This window comes from Pandoraea captiosa (genome assembly GCF_902459775.1).
In the GTDB taxonomy this organism is placed as follows: Bacteria; Pseudomonadota; Gammaproteobacteria; order Burkholderiales; family Burkholderiaceae; genus Pandoraea; species Pandoraea captiosa.
Genome location: NZ_CABPSQ010000001.1, coordinates 350708 through 364284 on the forward strand (window position 1 = coordinate 350708; position 13577 = coordinate 364284).

Annotated in this window: 14 protein-coding genes; 5 read left to right on the forward strand and 9 right to left on the reverse strand. The window is 64.6% G+C overall.

What is annotated here, in order from left to right:
- Positions 1 to 102 precede the first annotated feature (102 nt).
- The 3 genes from PCA31118_RS01525 (at position 103) to PCA31118_RS01535 (ending at position 3842) form a co-directional block, all read left to right on the forward strand.
- The gene (locus tag PCA31118_RS01525; protein ID WP_044458235.1) at positions 103 to 699 is read left to right on the forward strand and encodes a DUF4126 domain-containing protein; all 597 of its coding nucleotides are present in this window, start codon (positions 103 to 105) and stop codon (positions 697 to 699) included.
- Positions 686 to 3313: an ABC transporter permease gene (locus tag PCA31118_RS01530; protein ID WP_246190005.1), complete on the forward strand. Its 2628-nt coding sequence runs from the start codon at positions 686 to 688 to the stop codon at positions 3311 to 3313. Before PCA31118_RS01525 ends, PCA31118_RS01530 begins: the two co-directional genes overlap by 14 nt.
- 85 nt (positions 3314 to 3398) lie before the next feature.
- Positions 3399 to 3842, forward strand: a complete 444-nt coding sequence (locus PCA31118_RS01535) for a group II truncated hemoglobin (protein WP_150622357.1) — start codon at positions 3399 to 3401, stop codon at positions 3840 to 3842.
- Between the two features lie 51 nt (positions 3843 to 3893).
- Here the strand turns inward: PCA31118_RS01535 and PCA31118_RS01540 are convergent, their stop codons facing one another.
- Together PCA31118_RS01540 and PCA31118_RS01545 are read right to left on the reverse strand one after the other, a co-directional pair.
- The gene (locus tag PCA31118_RS01540; RefSeq protein ID WP_150622359.1) at positions 3894 to 4877 is read right to left on the reverse strand and encodes a hypothetical protein; all 984 of its coding nucleotides are present in this window, start codon (positions 4875 to 4877) and stop codon (positions 3894 to 3896) included.
- A gap of 138 nt (positions 4878 to 5015) precedes the next feature.
- A complete protein-coding gene (locus PCA31118_RS01545; protein ID WP_150622361.1) occupies positions 5016 to 5489 on the reverse strand; it encodes a hypothetical protein in 474 nt (157 codons plus the stop codon).
- A 308-nt stretch (positions 5490 to 5797) separates the two neighbouring features.
- Here PCA31118_RS01545 and PCA31118_RS01550 point away from each other — a divergent pair, with 308 nt between their 5' ends.
- Complete coding sequence (locus PCA31118_RS01550) at positions 5798 to 6529, forward strand: alanyl-tRNA editing protein (protein ID WP_150622363.1); 732 nt, start codon at positions 5798 to 5800, stop codon at positions 6527 to 6529.
- A gap of 47 nt (positions 6530 to 6576) precedes the next feature.
- A complete protein-coding gene (locus tag PCA31118_RS01555) occupies positions 6577 to 7197 on the forward strand; it encodes a DUF924 family protein (protein ID WP_174990294.1) in 621 nt (206 codons plus the stop codon).
- Positions 7198 to 7255: 58 nt separating this feature from the next.
- Here PCA31118_RS01555 and PCA31118_RS01560 read toward each other — a convergent pair whose 3' ends face one another.
- The 7 genes from PCA31118_RS01560 to PCA31118_RS01590 form a co-directional block, all read right to left on the reverse strand.
- A complete protein-coding gene (locus PCA31118_RS01560) occupies positions 7256 to 7792 on the reverse strand; it encodes a DUF2062 domain-containing protein (protein WP_150622365.1) in 537 nt (178 codons plus the stop codon).
- Between the two features lie 471 nt (positions 7793 to 8263).
- Complete coding sequence (locus tag PCA31118_RS01565) at positions 8264 to 8860, reverse strand: LOG family protein (RefSeq protein ID WP_150622367.1); 597 nt, start codon at positions 8858 to 8860, stop codon at positions 8264 to 8266.
- Positions 8861 to 8863: 3 nt separating this feature from the next.
- Positions 8864 to 9532, reverse strand: a complete 669-nt coding sequence (locus PCA31118_RS01570) for a TetR/AcrR family transcriptional regulator (RefSeq protein ID WP_150622369.1) — start codon at positions 9530 to 9532, stop codon at positions 8864 to 8866.
- A 142-nt stretch (positions 9533 to 9674) separates the two neighbouring features.
- Positions 9675 to 10109 (reverse strand): diacylglycerol kinase, encoded by a 435-nt coding sequence (locus PCA31118_RS01575; protein ID WP_044456189.1) that lies wholly within the window; start codon positions 10107 to 10109, stop codon positions 9675 to 9677.
- Positions 10110 to 10147: 38 nt separating this feature from the next.
- Entirely contained in the window at positions 10148 to 11182 is a 1035-nt protein-coding gene (locus PCA31118_RS01580; protein ID WP_150622371.1) for a glycosyltransferase family 4 protein, read from the reverse strand.
- A gap of 256 nt (positions 11183 to 11438) precedes the next feature.
- The gene (locus tag PCA31118_RS01585; protein WP_425495308.1) at positions 11439 to 12395 is read right to left on the reverse strand and encodes a UDP-2,3-diacylglucosamine diphosphatase; all 957 of its coding nucleotides are present in this window, start codon (positions 12393 to 12395) and stop codon (positions 11439 to 11441) included.
- 219 nt (positions 12396 to 12614) lie between these two features.
- Positions 12615 to 13574 (reverse strand): esterase/lipase family protein, encoded by a 960-nt coding sequence (locus PCA31118_RS01590; RefSeq protein WP_150622375.1) that lies wholly within the window; start codon positions 13572 to 13574, stop codon positions 12615 to 12617.
- Positions 13575 to 13577 lie beyond the last annotated feature (3 nt).

Genomic DNA, 13577 nt, shown 5'->3' on the forward strand with positions numbered 1-13577 from the left:
CAATACCGGAACCCGGGCTGTGTGTCAGGTGGCTGTTGCCGCGTCGGTGGTAGGAGACGCGTGATCGTGCGACGCCGTCATGTCGGCGGCAGCGAGGTCACCATGCTTGAATCGATTGCACTCGGCGCAGGGCTGTCCTGGGGCAGCGGCCTGCGGTTGTACCTGACGGTGTTCTGTGCCGGGCTTGCTGCGCGGCTGGGCTGGTTGCATCTGCCGCCTTCGCTCGTCGTGCTGGGGTCGACCTGGGTCATTGCCACGGCCGGCGTGCTGGCCGCCATCGAATTCTTCGCGGACAAGATCCCCTTCGTCGACAGTGCGTGGGACGCCGTGCACACGTTCATCCGCATTCCTGCCGGGATCGTGTTGGGCGCGGCGGCGCTCGGGCAGATGGATCCGACGGTCACGGTGCTGGCCGGTCTGGCCGGCGGCGCGCTCGCCGGCACGGCGCATCTGGCCAAAGCGGGCAGTCGCGCGCTGATCAATACGTCGCCGGAACCTTTCTCGAATGTCGCGGCCTCAGCCGGCGAAGATGTCTCCACGGTAGGTGGACTGGCGCTTGCGTTCTTCCTTCCTGCTGTCTTTCTCGTGATGTTGTTGGTGTTCGTCGTGCTGGCGTGGTGGTGGTTGCCGCGCGTGTGGCGTGGATGGCGCTCGGTATTGGCGCGAGTCAAAGGATTGAGGAACGATGGGGTTCACTGAAGTTGCCCGCCAGGCATGGCGGATGTTCCTGCGCGATTGGCGCGCAGGTGAATTGCATCTGCTGCTCGTTGCGCTGTTGCTGGCGGTGGGCGCACTCTCCAGCGTAGGTTTCCTCTCCGACCGGATGCAGGGCGGGCTTGAGCGCGATGCCCGCCAGATGCTGGCCGCCGATCTCGTCGTTCGCAGCGACGCTCCCCTCGCACCCGAATTCGCGCGCCGGGCGCAGTCCGAGGGGCTGGCAACCGCCGTCATTGCCAATTTCCCGAGCATGGCGAGTGCGATGGGCGGCGGAAAAGCGGCGGGCGATGGGAGCGGTCGGGCCGCCCCGCCCGGGGACGCGCCGAGCGCAAGCCGTCTGACGTCGCTCAAGGCCGTGAGCGACGGGTATCCGTTGCGTGGACGCGTGCGCATTGTCCCCAATGCCGCCCCCAATGCCACTCCGAACGCCACCCCCAATGCCGGTGCAGACACGCCGGATATCCCCGCCTCCGACATTCCGGCGCCGGGCACGGTGTGGGTCGACGCCGCCTTGCTCGATGCGCTGCACGTCAAACCAGGAGATGCGATCCGGGTGGGCAATCGCTCGCTGCGCATTGCGGCTGTGATTACCCGCGAGATGGATCGCGGCTACGGCTTCGGCTCGCTCGCACCGCGCGTGATGATGCGTTTCGACGAATTGCCGTCCACCGGCCTTGTGCAGTTCGGCAGTCGTATCACCTATCGCCTGCTGGTGGCGGGCACGGACGCGCAGGTCGCCCGATTCGCCGCGTGGGCGCGTCCGGCCGCCGAGCAGGCGCGCGGCGTGCACATCGAATCGCTCGAAGACGGCCAGCCGCAGGTGCGCCAGACGCTCGACCGCGCCGAGCGCTTCCTCTCATTGGTGGCGTTGCTCGCCGCCGTGCTGGCGGCCGTCGCCGTGGGGATTGCGTCACGTCGCTACAGCGAGCGTCATCTCGATGCCTGTGCGGTCATGCGTTGTCTGGGCCTGCCGCGTCGTGCATTGCGCGGCATGGTGACCCTCGAATTCATCGGTCTCGGACTCATCGGTGGCGTGCTGGGGGTCGCACTCGGCTACGCCGCGCACTGGGTATTGCTCGCGCAACTCGGCGATGTGATTCCTGCGGGGCTGCCCGCGCCGACGTGGCGTCCGGCCGTGTTCGGGCTGGCCAGCTCGCTGGTGATGCTCCTCGGCTTTGCGCTGCCGCCCCTGTTGCCGCTCTCCGAAGTCGCGCCGCTGCATGTACTGCGTCGGGACGTTGTCGGCGGCGCGCGCCGGCAGGGCTGGCTTGCCTACGGCGCCAGTGCAATGGCCTTCGGGGCGCTGCTGCTCTTTGCCGCGCGGGATCTGCGCCTCGGCGCGATGGTCGCGGGCGGGTTCGTGGCCGGCGCGCTCGTGTTCGGCGTATTGGCGTGGTTGGCGATCCGCGGGCTTGCCGCGTGGGCGCGTCGGTATGGATCGTCGGGCGGTGCGATGGGCGGCATCGGATGGCGCTATGCGGTGGCAGGGCTGCGACGTCGCGGCCTGGGAAGCGCGTTGCAGGTCGTGGCCCTGGGCCTCGGCCTGATGGCCTTGCTGTTGCTCGCGGTCACGCGTAACGATCTGGTGGCCGGATGGCGTCACTCGACGCCGCCGGATGCGCCCAACCGGTTCGTCATCGATATTCAGCCGGGGCAGGACGCGCCGGTGCTGACGCAACTTCGTGCGGCCGGGCTGCCCGATGTGCAGCTCTCACCAATGATTCGCGCGCGTCTGACGGCAATCAACGACAAGCCGGTGACGGGCGAGAGCTATACAGACGAGCGCGCGCGACGTCTTGCCGAGCGCGAGTTCAACCTGTCATATACCTCGGCGTTGCCCGAGGGAAACCGGGTGACGGCAGGTCAGTGGTACGGCAACGCCAGCCAACCGCAGATTTCCATGGAGGAAGGCATTGCGAAAACGTTGGGGCTCAAGCTCGGCGACGTGCTGCGATTCGAAGTCACCGGACAGACCATCGATGCGCCGATCACGAGCTTGCGCAAGCTGGACTGGGGATCGATGCGCGTGAATTTCTTCGTGGTGATGCCGCCTGCTGCCTTGCGCGATTTCCCGATGACCTGGATCACCTCGTTCCATCTCGAAGCGCAACAGCAAGGCGTGGCCGATGCGCTCGTGCGTCAGTTCCCGAACGTCACGGTGATTGACACGGGCGCGCTGCTCGCGCAGATCCAGCAAATTCTGTCGCAGGTGATCGACGCGGTGCAGGCGCTGTTCCTCTTCACGCTGGCCGCCGGCGTGCTGGTCCTATACACAGCGCTCGCTGGTACGCGAGACGAACGGATGCGCGAGAGCGGCATTCTGCGTGCATTGGGCGCGTCGTCGCGACAGCTTCGCGATGTCCATCTGGCCGAACTGGTGACGGTGGGGGCACTGGCCGGGCTGCTCGCTTCGCTCGGGGCCGGAGCACTCGGCTGGGCGCTGGCGCGGTACGTCTTCGAATTCGCGTTGACGTTCAATCCGTGGTTGCCGGTGCTCGGCATTGGCGCGGGCGTGCTTTGCGCGCTGATCGGTGGCTGGAGCGGCCTGCGAGCGGTCCTGCGGCAGTCGGCCCTGCGCACGCTGCGCGACGTCTGAGCGCAGGCATGTCCCCCACGCCTTGCGCGTTCCTCGCGAACCCGGATCGTGGCAGACCTGCCGCCCGTCGTGCACAATATCGGTCATGACGACTGAAAATACCTCTCAAAACGCGGCGGCGGATGACGACGTGCAGGACGCACCTGCCCAGCCGACCGCCTTTTCCCTGCTGGGTGGCGAAGCGCGCGTACGCGAGCTTGTCGACCGTTTCTACGACCTGATGGATCTGGAGCCGGAGTTCGCGGGCATCCGTGGCATGCATCCGGCCTCGCTCGACGGGTCGCGCGACAAACTCTTCTGGTTCCTGTGCGGTTGGCTCGGCGGCCCTAACCATTACATCGAACGCTTCGGGCATCCGATGTTGCGTGCCCGCCATCTACCGTTCCCGATTGCGTCGAGCGAGCGCGATCAGTGGCTGCGCTGCATGGCGCTGGCCATGCAGGACATTGGCGTGGAAGCGACGTTGCAGGAGCGTCTGATGCAGGCCTTTTACGGCACGGCGGACTGGATGCGCAACAAGGCGGGCTGACGTCGGAATATGGCCTGAGGCCCACCCTATCCGCCCGCCTCTCCGGCAACATCAAACGTTCATGACATGTGGCACGCTCGACGACACGCTGCTCAGCGAACGGTCGTCCACACCGCTGTCATCCGAAGCGTCGATATCAAGCTCGGGGTCTCTGAGCTTGAATGTCCCCTCCGTGCCATAGGGCGCCTCGTACGAAAGATGCCGTTCCACGACATCCATGTTCCGGCGCGCTTCCTTGGCGTTCATCCAGTCGATCACTGCCGTCGTGGCAGCATCGCCGAACGCGCGATACGCCAGCGCGGCGAAGCCGATACAACTCTCCAGCGCGTCCAGATCGTGTGACCCGGTCTCAGGTGCGCTCGACGGGGACGGCAAGCCCAGCGTGTCGGGCGTCGCCGTGGCGTGCGCTGTGCCTTCGTGGTCGTGCCGGGCGCCGTGGCCACCGGCGATCTGCCCGGCGCCGTTGACGAACAGCATCATCGATGTGCCAAGCAAGGTCGACTGATACTTGCCGCCATACGTCTCCAGATGTTTTGACCCTAGCAGCTTGCCCGTGGAGGCGAGCCAGGCGGTGTTCTGGATCTGGGAACTCGTGGACGAGGGATTGCAGTACTTGCCGACGGCGACGGCCAGATCCATCAGACTCGAGAGCGACGCCGCCGTGGCGGTCGTCAGCGTGATCTTGTGCGCGCTCGATAGCGCGCTGGTGTCGTACGTTTCCTTGATGGCGCTCAGGCTTGCGACGCCCAGTGCGCTGGCGCTGAGTGCGAAGTTGTTCAGATGATGGATCAACGCGGCAAATCGGCCGACGCTCGGGGGCGACGGCGCGAGACCCCGAAGAGAGCCGAGGGAACTGACGGAGCCGTGGGAGCCATGGGAGCCAAATGTGCGCGGGCCGCCGTGGTTTCCCGCCAATGCCTGAAGCGCTTTGGCTGCGTCGGTCCCGATCGGGTTGTTGTCAGCGTGCGGCGTTGCGTTGCTGGCGGCAAACGAGTGCGAAGCGGCGGCTGCGGGGGTGAAGCGAGTGTGCGTCATGGGGGGAAGTGAAAAAAGGGGGAAGCGGGGGAAGCGGGGGAAGCGAGGGAAGCGAGGGAAGCGAGGGAAGCGAGGGAAGCGGCGACGTCAGCCGGGACATCAGCGAAGCATGTCGGCAAAGCACGTCGGCGAAGGACATCAGAGCGAGTCGATCAGGCGCGTGAGCCTGAGATGCAGGTCCGGATAACGATTCGAACACCGCACCATGTCCATGGCATCGGTGGCCATCTCGCGCGCTGTCTGCGTGTCGCCCATCTGCTGCATGCAGCATGCGGCGAAGTACAACGGCTCCGGATCACCGTACTCGCGGGCCACGGCCATCATCAGCGGCGCGATGGCATTCGCGTAGTCGCCGAGCTGGCACAGCACGTAGCCGAAGGCGCGGTATGCCTCGGCACCGGCGGGAAGCCTGCGACATATTTGCGCAAGCGCACATGCGGCGCCTTCGAGATCGTTGCGGGCATGCAGCGCGTACGCATGCGCAAGCGTTCGGTGGTCGATCGGTCCGTTGATGGCCGGGGCGCGCACGTACGTCGCCATGGGACGCGACGGCGGGTGTGAGCGCGCGCCCGTATCGACAGCTTGCTGTCGCGCTACGGAGGGTCTTGTCATGATGTCTTTCCTTGCGAATTCGACGTTCGACCGCATAGGTGCGATCGCCACGTAATGTGCGGTCCCCACAAATTGACGGCTTTTGCGCCAAGACAAACGGTGTCGAGAATTCGCGCAGATTGCGTTGGGTTGGGGCGCAACCTAAGGGATTGGGGGCGTATTGGCGCAAAGCGGTTTCCGTTGGGACACGGACGGGGAACCGTGGGCCGTGCGCGCCGGGCAAGACCGTACCGGCATCGAGGCGCCGGATTGTGCCTTGTCATCGCCGGGGAGTCGCGCGAACATGACGCGTTCCCACAGGAGACGACATGGCCACCGAAGCGCTGTTCCGACAAGACGCCTATCTGCGCCAATGCGAGGCGCGCATCACGCATATCGACGAGACGGGCATCATGCTCGATCGCACGGTTTTCTATCCACTCGGTGGGGGACAGGCTGGCGACGCGGGGGCGTTCGTCCTGGCGAACGGCGCGCGTCTTGCCATAGCCGATACGCGTAAGTCCAAACATGAGGGCGCGACGCCCGACGACGCTGTGCATGTGCCGGCCGACGGCCAGGCCGAGGTGCTGGCGGGGCTTGTGGTGGGAGACGTCGTGCGCGCCGAAATCGATTGGGAGCGGCGCTTTCGACATATGCGATTTCATACCGCGTCGCACCTGATGTGTGCCGTACTGCCGCATCCGGTGGACGGATGCAGCATCACCACCGAATACGCCCGGCTCGATTTCGTGACGAATGAACCGATTGAGCGCGAGACGGTGGAAGCCGGTCTGGCAGCGTTGGTCGCAGCGGCCCGCCCGGTGGCAATCGACAGCATCAGCGACGAGGAAATGGCGGCGCGCCCGGAACTCGTGCGCACAATGAGCGTGAAGCCGCCGGTCGGGCTGGGGCGCGTGCGGCTGGTGCGTATCGAAGGTATCGATTTGCAGCCCTGCGGCGGCACGCATGTGGGCAACACCTCGGAGATCGGGGCGTTGCGCGTGGCAAAGATCGAAAAGAAAACGTCGCGTACGCGCCGCGTGGTGTTGGCTTTCGCCTGAGTCTGGCATCATCGCGCCATCCCCCAATCTTCCCTTGAGGACTATCGATGGCGATGTCGGCAGCAGAGATTCCTTCGCACGCGCAACCGTTGCAACCCTGGCAGGCGGTGCTCGACTTCTGGTTTGGCAAGCCCGGCTCCGACGTGTACGGGATGGCGCGTGCCGAGTGGTTCCGTAAGTCGGATGCGTTCGATGAGGAAATTCGCGTCCGTTTCGGCGCATTGCACGCGCAGGCGGTGGCGGGGGAGTTGAGCCATTGGACGCGCACGCCGCTCGGCGCCTGTGCGCTGATTGTGGTGCTCGACCAGTTTTCCCGAAACCTGTTCCGGCATCAGGCGCAGGCGTTCGCTGGCGATGCGCAGGCGTTGGCCATCGCGCGTCAACTGGTCGATGCCGGGGACGACCAGCGGCTGCCGACCGCGCAGCATCGGGTCTTCGCGTATCTGCCGTTCGAGCACGATGAATCGTTGGAAAGCCAGCACGTTTCGCTGGCCTTGTACGAGCAACTGGCGCAGACGTTCGGCCTCGTCGATAACCTCGACTACGCCCGTAAGCATGCGGTCATCATTGAGCGGTTCGGGCGCTATCCCCATCGCAACGCGGCGTTGGGCCGCGAATCCACGCCCGAGGAGCTTGCGTTTCTGAAGCAGCCAGGATCGTCTTTCTGAGCGGGTTCTGCGTTTGACGTATCGGTTTCGTCATCCCGGTTCGTCGGTTCGGGGGAGATCAGGCGGGTGGCGTAGTCCGCATGGGGGCCGCACGCCGGTGCTGCTGCCAGCGGATGGCGAAGAAGCCGAGCACATACGCGAGCCCGCCACCAACGATGGCAAACGTCGCGAGGCCGGCGCCGAGATGCAGGGTCGCAGCGCCGAAGTCGAAGTTCGTCATTTGTACCCAGAAGCTCTCGCCGACCTGACCGGCGGCGACGACGGTCGCTTCGATCTCCGCCTTGGGTGACCAGTCGAGCAGCCATCGTCCGACGTGATGTGCGCCCAGATAGACGAAGGGCACCGTCAATGGGTTCGTGATCAGTGTGCCCATCGTCGCCAGAAAGAGATTTCCGCGCAGCAAGGCCGCCACGAGAATGGCCACCGGCATTTGCGCGACCGGGATCAAGATGCCGAAGAAAACGCCGCACGCCAACCCGACCGCGACACCTCTCGGTGTGGCCTGCCACAGACTACGGCGCAACAGCAGACCGGCATGTGGGCGCAACCAGCGCGAGCGCAGCAGCCGCATGGGGCGAAGCATCTTTAACATCATGGACAGGTTGCTCGTCGAAGGAGATGAACCCAGGCGGGCATGGGGCGGGCGTGCATGCGATGGTCCGCATGCTACGGATGTCTGAGTGTCGTGCGGGGCAAGAGTTCAATGATGTCGCAAAGACGGACGTTTCCCGATATTCGCGGGAATATCCAGACGATTGACGCACGATCGGCAGCGATTGGCGGCGACTGAGGGGCGACCCAGGCGTGATTGAGGGGCGATCCAAGAGTGATCGAGGCGCAGTCGGCAGACGATTGCGGCACGAGTCGCGGGATGTCGTGGAATCTTCCGGCGGGTGTGCCACGCAAGGCGTGCGACGTAGCGGCGTGCCAAGATGCCGTCGCGTTGCCGCCGGGGCACCGGCCGGCGTGGTGAAGCGGAGCTGTGCGGTTGGGGGAGGCCGCGGCGCGGCGCTCACACCAGGCTAGGCCACGCCAAGCCACCCCACGCAGCGCTCCGGTGCGACGCTTAGATTTGCGTGCGTTGGTGTGCCCAACGATCGATTTGCGCCGGCTTGAAGTGACGCATCGTGTCGAGCAAGGCTTCCGGCGACGCGGCGATCTGCAACTGGTCCAGTTGCGGCGCCTTGAGGAACTGCTCCGTCACCATCGACTTGAGGAACACCATCAACGGGTCGTAATACTGTTCGACGTTGAGCAGGCCGATCGGTTTTGCGTGATAGCCGATTTGCAGCCAGGTGAAGACTTCGAATAACTCCTCGCACGTGCCGATGCCGCCGGGCATGGCGATGAAGGCGTCCGAGAGGTCGGCCATCATCTGCTTGCGCTGGTGCATGTTCTCGACGACATGCAATTCCGTCAGTCCGGTATGACCGACTTCCTTTTCCATCAAGGCTTTCGGGATGATGCCCACGGCCTGACCGCCGTGCGCGAGCACGGCATCGGCGATGATGCCCATCAGGCCGACCTTGCCGCCGCCGTACACGAGGCGGATTCCGGCTTCGGCCATGCGACGACCCAGTTCACGGGCCGCTTCCGCATACGCGGGCCGCACACCGGTGGCGGCGCCGCAGTAAATACAAATGGATTTGACTTCCGACGACATGCCTTACTGCACTCCCTTGGATGAGGACTCGTGAGCCATCTTGTCATACAGCTCGCGCGATTTGCCCTTCAGATACGGGGCCATTTGCGAGAGGATGTGATAGCTCGATTGATGCAACCCTGCGCCGATTTCTTCAGGATCGTTGTACTTGCGCGGGTTCATGACGAACTGGTAGGACAACCAGTACGTGGACAGCACCACCATGTTGGTGGTGACGACATCGATCTGCTCCGGCGTGATCTCCATTTCTCCGTCCGCCACGAGCAAGTCGCACATCTCGCGTGCGAAGCGCTTCTTGTGGCCCACGATCTGCTTGAAATGTGTCTCAAGCGTGCGATTGCGTGCGAGCAGGTCGTTCAGGTCGCGATAGAGAAAACGGAAGCGCCACAGGAATTCGGACATGTATTGCAAATAGGTCCAGACTTCGTCGAGCGTGGGCTTGTGATCGTCGGGCAGCCGCAGGCGTCGTTCGATTTCCTGCTCGAACTGCGCAAAGATGCTGTTGATGATGTCGTCTTTGTTGCGGAAGTGGTAGTACAGATTGCCCGGGCTGATTTTCATCTCCTCGGCAATCGTGGTGGTGGTGACGTTGGGTTCGCCGATTTCGTTGAAGAGTCGTAGCGACACTTCAAGAATTCGTTCGCGGGTTCGGCGTGGCGGCTTTGCTTCCATGTCTGTCGGCCCCGGTTAGCGGCAAGCTCGGCGAAGGAGGTTCTCCGCTTGCGTTTATGAGTTGAGTATCAGGTATACGGCGACCGATTATACCCGGCAGCCGACCACTGCCAAGCATGGGGACGGGGCACGACGAGCGATATCAGAAAAACGCCGTACGCACGAGATCGACGATGACCGGTCCCGCGAGCGAGGCCCAGGTCAGCAGGCAAAGGCCCAGTGCGACGAGCACGGCAGCGCTGCCGAAATCCTTCGCACGCTTGGAGAGTTCGTGACGCTCCAGCGAAATGCGATCGATGGCTGCCTCGATGCTCGAATTGATCAGCTCGATGATGAGCACGAGCAGGATGGAGCCGATCAGCAGTACGCGCTCAACGGCGGTGACCGGCAGAAAGATCGCCGCAGGCAAGAGGATGGCGGCGAGCGCGAGTTCCTGGCGGAAGGCGCTTTCTTCGAAAACGGCGAACTTGAATCCGGACAGCGAGTACTTCAGGGCACGCCATGCGCGCATGACGCCCCGGTTGCCCTTGTACGGATTCGGTTGTTTGTCGCGTGGCGGCGGGTGATCGATGAACAAGCGTCAGGTTCCTCGCCGCAACGGGCTCTGGAGGTGGATCAGACCGCGGGCGCGAGCGACGGCTCAGGCTTGCGCGGGTGCAGATGCGAGGCGAACTCCTCGGAGGCCGCCTGCCACGAGAAGCGCTCGGCCCAGGCGCGTGCGCTCGCTCGCGAAACCTTGAGGGCGTCGAGACACGCCTCGCGCAAATCTTCACGCAATGCGCCGCCTTCACCGTCAGGGCAACCGGCAAGCACATCGACCGGACCGGTCACCGGAAACGCTGCCACGGGCAGGCCGCACGCCATCGCTTCGAGCAGCACCAGTCCGAACGTATCGGTGCGGCTGGGGAAGACGAACACGTCCGCCGACGCGTACACCTTCGCCAGTTCCGGCTGCGAGAGCATGCCGAGGTAGTTCACGTCCGGATAGCGCGAGCGGAGTTCTGCGAGTTGCGGCCCTTCGCCGGCGACCCATTTCGAGCCCGGTAAATCCAGTTTCAGGAAGGCTTCGATGTTCTTCTCCACGGCCACGCGCCCGACGTAGAGGAAAATCGGATGTGCCGAATTTAGCACATGTGCTTCCTGCATACGGAAGATGTCGAGGTCGACGCCGCGTGTCCACAACACCACATTGTTGAAGCCCGCTGCGTCCAGGTCGCGCTTGACGACCGGCGTGGGCGCCATCACGGCGCGTGACGGCCTGTGAAACCACCGCAAGAAGCGGTAGGTGGTGCTTAGCGGGAAGCCGAAGCGTGCCTGCACGTACTCCGGGAATCGCGTGTGATAAGCGGTGGTGAACGGAAAATCGTGGCGCAACGCCCACTTGCGTGCGGCCATGCCGAGCGGGCCTTCGGTGGCGATGTGCAGTGCATCCGGGGCGAATGCCTCGATGCGGCGCGACACCCGTCCACCGGCGAAGAAGGCGAGGCGGATCTCCGGATAGGTTGGGCACGGGATCGTGCGGAATTCCTGCGGGGTGAGCAACTCGACACGGTGGCCGGAAGCTTCGAGCTGAGCGCGCGTGTTTTTCAACGTGCGGACCACGCCGTTGATCTGCGGATCCCAGGCGTCGGTGATGATCATGATTTTCATCGGGCGCTCCTTCGCGCGTCTCGCGCGGGTGGAATTGACACGCGTTGCCGCGTGTAAAGCCGTGCACGCCCGGCGTTCAGCCGCCGTTCATGCACCGGTCGGATTCGTTAGGCAGACGGGTCTCTGATCAAGGGCGGTCTGGCGGTCCAGGACAACGCCGTTTGCGTCGGCGAATGTGCGAACTCGCTCCGACCTCGGTCCGCTCGCCCGCCCATCGCGGTTCGATCTGAGTCCGCTCTAAGGCGCTCTCGCGCTCTCAGGCGCTCACAGGCGTAGCTCTCGCTCGCATGGGCGTTCGGCGTTTCTGCGTCCAGTAGATGATCTTGAGCTCGCCTTCCATCGTCTCGACGAGGGCGGACAGGCTCTCTACCCAGTCGCCGTCGTTGCAGTAGAGCAGGCCGTCGATCTCGCGGATTTCCGGCTTGTGGATGTGACCGCAGACCACGCCGTCGCATCCGCGGCGGCGCGCCTCGTCGGCCATCACATGCTCGAAGGCCGAGATGAAGTTCACGGCGTTCTTGACCTGATGCTTCAGGTATTGTGAGAGCGACCAGTACGGGAAGCCGAAGCGTGTACGCACGCGATTGAACCAGCGGTTGAGCAGCAGCGTGAGCGTGTAGAGCGAGTCGCCCAGGTAGGCAAGCCACTTGGCGTGCTGGATCACGCCATCGAACAGGTCGCCGTGGGTGATCCACAGACGCTTGCCGCCGAGGGTGGTGTGAAACGCTTCGTCGCGCACGGCAATGTCGCCGAACGCCAGTCCGCAGAACTGGCGCGCCGCCTCGTCGTGGTTGCCCGGCACGTAGACGACCTGCGTGCCCTTGCGCGCGCGGCGCAACATCTTCTGTACGACGTCGTTGTGCGCCTGCGGCCAGTGCCAGCCCTTGCGCAAATGCCAGCCGTCGATGATGTCGCCGACCAGGTAGAGATAGTCGGAGTCGTGATGCCGCAGGAAGTCGAGCAAATAGTCGGCCTGGCAGCCCTGTGTGCCCAGATGGATGTCCGAGAGCCAGATCGTGCGATAGCGGGTGATGCCTTCGGGCGGCGGGTCAAGCGGATCCGGTGTGTCCGGAGGCAGGTCGATGGTGTAGGGCGGTGCGGCGGGAGGACTGGCGGGCGGGGAGGCGGGACGGCCCGGCGGGGCTTCTGCGAAGTGTCCGGCGCGAGCCGCAGGTGGGGTGATCGGCAACTCGAGGGTAGGGGTCGTCGTCATAGCGGCTCGCACGTCGCGTTGAACATGCGTGCATTGCGCCACGGCTTCATGAAGGGACGATGACAGTCATGCGCGTGTCGCGAAAGTGTCTTTTGGCGTCGCGGCGATGCGACAGACGGGCAACGTCGATGAGACGGACATGGCTGAAAAGGACGCGGCTGAAAAGGGGCGCAAGGAGGCGCATGGGCCGTAATGCGTGGCAGCGCGGTGTCGTCGCGCCTAAATGCCGCTGCGCAACCCCTGCGCGACCCGCTCAAGCGTTTCGAGCACCAGAGCGCGCGAGCGCGGATGCGTGCCGAGCGATACGTGACCGAGTCCGTCCAGCGCAATGTTGTGGGCGCCGGGCAGGATCGACGTGCGCACCGGATAGACGACATTGTCGTGCGCCGTGTAGATCGACGTGATGCGCGCACGCTCGGCATCTTTCTCACTGCTCGCGAGCGCGACCAGCCAGTCGCTGCCGAGGCCCATCTGACGCACATTCAGCCCAATACCGTGCCGTGCATGCAGGGTGCCGAAGTGCGGTGAGCCGAGGGTGATCGTGTGAACGACGGGCAACGTCGGATAACGCCGCAAACAGGCTCGTGCCGCGATGCCGCCCATGCTGTGGCCCACGATCACGACGGGTAGTCTCGTGCGTTCGGCGAGCGCGCGGGCGGCGTTGGCAATGGTCCCGGCGTAATCGTCGATGTCGCCGAAGACCGGCGCGAGGTTGATCGCGTCGCAGTGATAGCCGGCGTCGGCCAGATGGCGGGAAAAGCGCAGCCAGAACGCGCGATTGCAACCGTAGCCGTGCAGCAGCAAGACGGCGACGGGGCGGGCCGGACCGCGGGGCGTCGCGAGCGGGGCGGCGCTGAACCAGGGCTGGTAGAGGTCGAGCAGCAGGATGGACGCGGCACACTCGTAGGCCCAGATGGCGACGTTCGTGGTGGCCGGCGTGCGGCGCTCGGGCGTCGGATCGCCATGGGCCGCCATGACGAAGCCCGCCGCGAGGCCGATGGCGTGCGAGACCGGTAGCCACAATATCGTCCAGAGGAACGTCGTCCACGGGCTATGCCATGCCGACCACGTCGCGATCGCCACGATGATCGACAGCCCGATCTCTATGCCGCCATAGATCAGATGCGGACGCGACGCGCGCAGCACGGGGCGGGGGGACCCTGTCGGCGGAGGGCTCATTGG

Coding starts and splice junctions, on each gene's coding strand:
- PCA31118_RS01540 (WP_150622359.1), bottom strand. CDS start 4,877: ATGACGCACACTCGCTTCACCCCCGCAGCCGCCGCTTCGCACTCGTTT.
- PCA31118_RS01545 (WP_150622361.1), bottom strand. CDS start 5,489: ATGACAAGACCCTCCGTAGCGCGACAGCAAGCTGTCGATACGGGCGCG.
- PCA31118_RS01590 (WP_150622375.1), bottom strand. CDS start 13,574: ATGAGCCCTCCGCCGACAGGGTCCCCCCGCCCCGTGCTGCGCGCGTCG.
- PCA31118_RS01570 (WP_150622369.1), bottom strand. CDS start 9,532: ATGGAAGCAAAGCCGCCACGCCGAACCCGCGAACGAATTCTTGAAGTG.
- PCA31118_RS01550 (WP_150622363.1), top strand. CDS start 5,798: ATGGCCACCGAAGCGCTGTTCCGACAAGACGCCTATCTGCGCCAATGC.
- PCA31118_RS01565 (WP_150622367.1), bottom strand. CDS start 8,860: ATGTCGTCGGAAGTCAAATCCATTTGTATTTACTGCGGCGCCGCCACC.
- PCA31118_RS01530 (WP_246190005.1), top strand. CDS start 686: ATGGGGTTCACTGAAGTTGCCCGCCAGGCATGGCGGATGTTCCTGCGC.
- PCA31118_RS01585 (WP_425495308.1), bottom strand. CDS start 12,395: ATGACGACGACCCCTACCCTCGAGTTGCCGATCACCCCACCTGCGGCT.
- PCA31118_RS01580 (WP_150622371.1), bottom strand. CDS start 11,182: ATGAAAATCATGATCATCACCGACGCCTGGGATCCGCAGATCAACGGC.
- PCA31118_RS01555 (WP_174990294.1), top strand. CDS start 6,577: ATGGCGATGTCGGCAGCAGAGATTCCTTCGCACGCGCAACCGTTGCAA.
- PCA31118_RS01535 (WP_150622357.1), top strand. CDS start 3,399: ATGACGACTGAAAATACCTCTCAAAACGCGGCGGCGGATGACGACGTG.
- PCA31118_RS01560 (WP_150622365.1), bottom strand. CDS start 7,792: ATGATGTTAAAGATGCTTCGCCCCATGCGGCTGCTGCGCTCGCGCTGG.
- PCA31118_RS01525 (WP_044458235.1), top strand. CDS start 103: ATGCTTGAATCGATTGCACTCGGCGCAGGGCTGTCCTGGGGCAGCGGC.